General features: G+C 59.5%; 6 protein-coding genes. All 6 read left to right on the top strand.

The window, feature by feature from the left end; all coding sequences use genetic code 11:
• Positions 1-730 (top strand): amidase family protein (locus DBR24_RS25910; protein WP_256591838.1); only part of this gene is annotated, 730 nt, incomplete at its 5' end.
• 162 nt (positions 731-892) lie between these two features.
• On the top strand, positions 893-2,152 hold the full coding sequence (gene mtr, locus DBR24_RS25920) for a tryptophan permease (RefSeq protein WP_128616136.1): 1,260 nt from the start codon (positions 893-895) through the stop codon (positions 2,150-2,152).
• Between the two features lie 261 nt (positions 2,153-2,413).
• Positions 2,414-3,340 carry a glutamate/aspartate ABC transporter substrate-binding protein gene (locus DBR24_RS25925; RefSeq protein WP_128616137.1) on the top strand — a complete coding sequence of 309 codons (927 nt, stop codon included), beginning with the start codon at positions 2,414-2,416 and terminating at the stop codon, positions 3,338-3,340.
• 193 nt (positions 3,341-3,533) lie between these two features.
• Positions 3,534-4,280 carry an amino acid ABC transporter permease gene (locus DBR24_RS25930; RefSeq protein ID WP_016986630.1) on the top strand — a complete coding sequence of 249 codons (747 nt, stop codon included), beginning with the start codon at positions 3,534-3,536 and terminating at the stop codon, positions 4,278-4,280.
• The gene (locus DBR24_RS25935; protein ID WP_007963949.1) at positions 4,280-4,951 is read left to right on the top strand and encodes an amino acid ABC transporter permease; all 672 of its coding nucleotides are present in this window, start codon (positions 4,280-4,282) and stop codon (positions 4,949-4,951) included. Before DBR24_RS25930 ends, DBR24_RS25935 begins: the two co-directional genes overlap by 1 nt.
• The gene (locus DBR24_RS25940) at positions 4,948-5,682 is read left to right on the top strand and encodes an amino acid ABC transporter ATP-binding protein (RefSeq protein WP_042560754.1); all 735 of its coding nucleotides are present in this window, start codon (positions 4,948-4,950) and stop codon (positions 5,680-5,682) included. Before DBR24_RS25935 ends, DBR24_RS25940 begins: the two co-directional genes overlap by 4 nt.
• Positions 5,683-5,734: the final 52 nt, after the last annotated feature.

Raw genomic sequence — 5,734 nt, forward strand, 5'->3', positions numbered from 1 at the left:
CACTCCGGGCCTGCTGACCCGCACCGTGGAAGACTGCCAGTTCGTTCACGGGCACCTGACCGGCAGCGCGCAACAGGCCGCAGACCGACCGTTGCGCATCGGCATCCCCGAGCGCTTTCTCTGGGCCGACCTCGCCGACAATGTGCAGCGCGATTGCCGAGCGGCGATCGACACCCTGGCCGATCGCGGGGCGATCATCGTGCTGGTCGACGACGCCGTGATCGGCGAGATCAACGAAAGCATCCAGTTTCCGTTGCCGATCTACGAGTTTTTCATCGACTTCCCGCGGTTCCTGATGGGGCAAGGACGTGGTGCGCAGTTCCTCGATATCCTTGCGCAGATCCGCGATCCGGCGATCAAGAAAATCCTCAACGCCCAACTGGAAAGTCCGGCGATTTCCTACACCGATTACGTGCAGGCGTTGATGAGCAAACTGCGTCTGGAGCAGGAATACCGTGCGCTGCTGGGCAACCACCGACTGGATCTGATCGCTTACCCGACCGTCACGTGCAGCGCGCCGCTGCTCAGCGATTGCTCGGACGAAAGCAACTTCGAAGCCTTCGTGCGCAATACCGATCCGGCGAGCAACCTGGCGGCACCGAGCATCAGCATTCCGGTCGCGGCTGCGGGCGGGTTGCCGGTGGGGTTGTCGTTCGATGCATTGCCGGGGCAGGACAGCTTTTTGTTGGCGAATGTGCGGAATCTGACGCACCTGCTCGACATCCGCTGAATAACCATCCTGCACAGAACCCTGTGGGAGCGGGCTTGCCCGCGAAGAGGCCAGCGGCTTCAACATCACTGTTGACAGACCGAGCGCCATCGCGGGCAAGCCCGCTCCCACAGCAACCGTGTCAACCACTGCCATATAACAATTCAAATTGCGGGCCTTGCCATGCGCGTCACCTCAATCTCTTCCGTTCCTGCTGTCGAACGCTCGCCGTCGATCATCGGTGGCGCCATGATCATTGGCGGCACCATCGTCGGTGCGGGCATGTTCTCCTTGCCGGTGGTCATGTCCGGGCTGTGGTTCTACGGCTCGGTCGCCGTGCTGTTGCTGGCCTGGTTCTGCACCTTGCACTCGGGCCTGATGATCCTCGAGGCCAATCTCAACTACCGCGAAGGCGCGAGCTTTTCCACCATCACCCGCGATCTGCTCGGGCGTGGCTGGAGCCGTTTGAACGGCTTGAGCATCGTGTTTGTGCTCTACACCCTGACCTACGCCTATATTTCCGCCAGCGGTTCGGTGATTCATCACACCGCGCAATCGCTGGGCTGGACGCTGTCGTCACGGGCCGGCGGCCTGGGGTTCACCCTGCTGGTGGCGTTTATCGTCTGGCTCAGTACCACGGCGGTGAGCCGGATGACCACGCTGGTGTTCGGCGCCAAAATCCTCGCGTTCTTCCTGACGTTCGGTGGTTTGCTCGGGCATGTGCAAAGCGCCACGCTGCTCAACCTCGACCACGGCGACAACCACTATTGGCCCTACTTGCTGGTGACCCTGCCCTTCTGCCTGACCTCGTTCGGCTTTCACGGCAACGTGCCCAGCCTGATGAAGCATTACGGCAAGGACCCACAGCGGATCCGCGCCTGTCTGGTCAGCGGCACCTTGCTCGCACTGGGTCTGTATCTGGTGTGGATGTTGTGCAGCATGGGCAATATTCCCCGGGACGCGTTCAAGGACATCGCCCAGCACGGCGGCAACATTGATGTATTGATTGGCGCCTTGGGGTCGCGGCTCAACAGCGCCAACATCGACCTGTTGCTGACGTTTTTCTCCAACTTCGCCGTGGCCTGTTCGTTTCTCGGGGTGACCCTGGGGTTGTTCGATTACCTGGCCGATGTGCTCGGCTTCGACGACAGCCCCGCCGGGCGCTTCAAGACCGCCACCGTGACCTTTGCTCCGCCAATGCTCTGCGGAGTGCTCTGGCCGGAAGGTTTTATCCATGCCATCGGTTTCGCCGGGCTGGCGGCGACGTTATGGGCGGTGATCACCCCTGCCCTGTTGGCGCGGGCTTCGCGCAAACGCTTCGGCAGCCCGCGCTATCGGGTGTGGGGCGGTACACCGATGATTGGCCTGGTGCTGTTGTTCGGGGCTCTCTGCGCGGTCTCGCACCTGTTGTTCGTGTTTGGCTGGCTCCCGGTCTGGCGCTGAGGCAAAGCGTTCGGTTTTCCGAACGCGACTTTACGGTCGATTCGGTAAACCGGATCAGATACGCTGAAAAACACCGCCACAAAAGTTTAATAACGTTATAAAACAACCAGTTAACCATCGACGACTGGTCTGGCACGACTCATGCTCTACACTCTCTCGACGAATGCCTGCAGTGCCAACACTTCAGGAGCCGTCAGGCATTCGAAGCACAAAAGGGCCGACGAACTGGCTCCATAAAAAAAACAATTCGAGGAAAATTTGATGCGCATCGTTCCCCATATCCTGGGCGCAGCCATTGCTGCCGCTCTGATCAGCACACCAGTTTTCGCCGCCGAACTCACCGGCACCCTGAAGAAAATCAACGATTCGGGCACCATCACGCTCGCTCACCGTGACAGCTCCATTCCGTTTTCCTACATCGCGGACGCTTCCGGCAAACCCGTGGGCTACTCCCACGACATTCAAGTGGCCATCGTTGAAGCCCTGAAAAAAGACCTGAACAAGCCAGACCTGCAGGTCAAGTACAACCTGGTGACCTCGCAAACCCGTATCCCGCTGATCCAGAACGGCACCGCGGATATCGAGTGCGGCTCCACCACCAACAACACCGAACGCGCCCAGCAAGTCGACTTTACCGTCAACATCTTCGAAATCGGCACCCGTCTGCTGGTCAAGAAAGACAAGGATGGCAAGCCGTCCTACGCTGACTTTGCCGACCTGAAAGGCAAAAACGTCGTGACCACCGCCGGCACCACGTCCGAGCGCATCATCAAAGCGATGAACGCCGACAAGCAGATGGGCATGAACATCATCTCCGCCAAAGACCACGGCGAGTCCTTCAACATGCTGGAAAGCGGCCGCGCCGTAGCCTTCATGATGGACGATGCCCTGCTGGCCGGCGAAGAAGCCAAGGCCAAGAAGCCGGCCGACTGGATCATCACCGGTACGCCACAGTCCTTCGAAGCCTACGCGTGCATGGTTCGTAAAGACGACCCGGCCTTCAAGAAGGCTGTCGATGCCGCCATCGTTGGCCTGTACAAATCCGGCGAGATCAACAAGATCTACAGCAAGTGGTTTGAAAGCCCGATCCCGCCAAAAGGCCTGAACCTCAACTTCCCGATGAGCGACAAGGTAAAAGATCTGATCGCCAACCCGAGCGACAAGCCGGCGCCTGACGTAAAAATCTGATACCTGACTAACCTTATCGCCTGAGGGAGCCACCTTCCCTCAGGCGTCTGTTACTACCTGCTGGCTTTACTGTGGAACACTCGACCTGGCGGTTTCCGAGCCGATCGCGTGTGTCCGACGTTCACCGTCGGACGGGAAAGGACCTTCCCCAAGCGGGTGCTTGTACATCGATCGATCTCGAGGGGAGACCCTAATGAATTACAACTGGGACTGGGGCGTGTTCTTCAAGTCCACCGGCGTTGGCAGCGAGACGTATCTCGACTGGTATGTCACCGGTTTGGGCTGGACCATTGCCATCGCCATCGTGGCATGGATCATCGCCTTGCTGCTGGGCTCCATTCTGGGGGTCATGCGCACGGTGCCGAACCGCATCGTATCGGGCATCGCGACCTGCTACGTCGAACTGTTTCGCAACGTGCCGCTGCTGGTTCAGCTGTTCATCTGGTACTTCCTGGTACCTGACCTGCTGCCGCAGAACCTGCAGGACTGGTACAAACAGGATTTGAACCCGACCACCTCGGCCTACCTGAGCGTTGTCGTGTGCCTGGGCCTGTTCACTGCAGCCCGTGTCTGCGAGCAAGTGCGTACCGGCATCCAGGCGCTGCCACGCGGCCAGGAATCCGCCGCCCGCGCCATGGGTTTCAAGCTGCCGCAGATCTACTGGAACGTGCTGCTGCCCCAGGCCTACCGGATCATCATTCCGCCGCTCACCTCGGAATTCCTCAACGTGTTCAAGAACTCCTCCGTGGCGTCCTTGATCGGCCTGATGGAATTGCTGGCGCAAACCAAACAGACCGCCGAATTCTCGGCCAACCTGTTTGAAGCCTTCACCCTGGCCACGCTGATCTACTTCACCCTGAACATGAGCCTGATGTTGCTGATGCGCATGGTCGAGAAGAAAGTCGCGGTGCCTGGCCTGATCTCCGTGGGGGGTAAATAATGGACTTCGATTTCAGCGGCATCATCCCCGCGATCCCGGGCCTGTGGAACGGCATGGTCATGACCCTGCAGTTGATGGTCATGGGCGTGATCGGTGGCATCGTGCTGGGGACCATCCTCGCCCTGATGCGCCTGTCGTCCAGCAAACTGCTGTCGCGCGTGGCCGGCGCTTATGTGAACTACTTCCGTTCGATCCCGCTGCTGCTGGTGATCACCTGGTTCTACCTGGCGGTGCCGTTCGTGCTGCGCTGGATCACCGGTGAAGACACCCCGATCGGCGCGTTCACCTCCTGCGTCGTGGCCTTCATGATGTTCGAAGCCGCGTACTTCTGCGAAATCGTCCGGGCCGGCGTGCAGTCGATCCCCAAAGGCCAGATGGCCGCCGCCCAGGCGATGGGCATGACCTATGGCCAGACCATGCGTCTGATCATCCTGCCCCAGGCGTTCCGCAAGATGACCCCGTTGCTGCTGCAACAGTCGATCATCCTGTTCCAGGACACCTCGCTGGTGTACACCGTGGGTCTGGTGGACTTCCTCAACTCCGCCCGCTCCAGCGGCGACATCATCGGTCGTTCCAACGAGTTCCTGATCTTCGCCGGTGTCGTCTACTTCATCATCAGCTTTTCCGCCTCGCTGCTGGTCAAGCGTCTGCAAAAAAGGTTCGCCGTATGATCTCTATCAAAAACATCAACAAGTGGTATGGCGACTTCCAGGTGCTGACTGATTGCAGCACCGAGGTCAAAAAAGGCGAAGTGATCGTGGTCTGCGGCCCGTCGGGTTCCGGCAAATCGACCCTGATCAAATGCGTCAACGCCCTGGAGCCGTTCCAGAAAGGCGACATCGTCGTCGACGGCACCTCGATTGCCGACCCGAAGACCAACCTGCCAAAACTGCGCTCACGCGTGGGCATGGTGTTCCAGCATTTCGAACTGTTCCCGCACCTGACCATCACCGAAAACCTGACCATCGCGCAGATCAAGGTGTTGGGCCGCAGCAAGGAAGAGGCGACCAAGAAAGGTCTGCAACTGCTCGAGCGCGTCGGTCTGTCGGCCCACGCCCACAAGCATCCGGGGCAACTGTCCGGCGGTCAGCAACAGCGCGTGGCGATTGCCCGTGCGCTGGCGATGGACCCGATCGTCATGCTGTTCGACGAACCGACCTCGGCGCTCGACCCGGAAATGGTCAACGAAGTACTCGACGTGATGGTGCAACTGGCCCAGGAAGGCATGACCATGATGTGCGTGACCCACGAAATGGGCTTCGCCCGTAAAGTGGCCGACCGGGTGATTTTCATGGACGCCGGCAAGATCATCGAAGACTGCCCGAAAGAGGAATTCTTCGGCGACATCAGCGCCCGCTCCGAACGTGCGCAGCATTTCCTCGAGAAAATCCTGCAGCACTAAAAGCAACACACCGAACTCTGTGGCGAGGGAGCTTTGTGGCGAGGGGATTTAT

It is taken from the genome of Pseudomonas sp. HMWF006, assembly GCF_003061205.1.
In the GTDB taxonomy this organism is placed as follows: Bacteria; Pseudomonadota; Gammaproteobacteria; order Pseudomonadales; family Pseudomonadaceae; genus Aquipseudomonas; species Aquipseudomonas monsensis.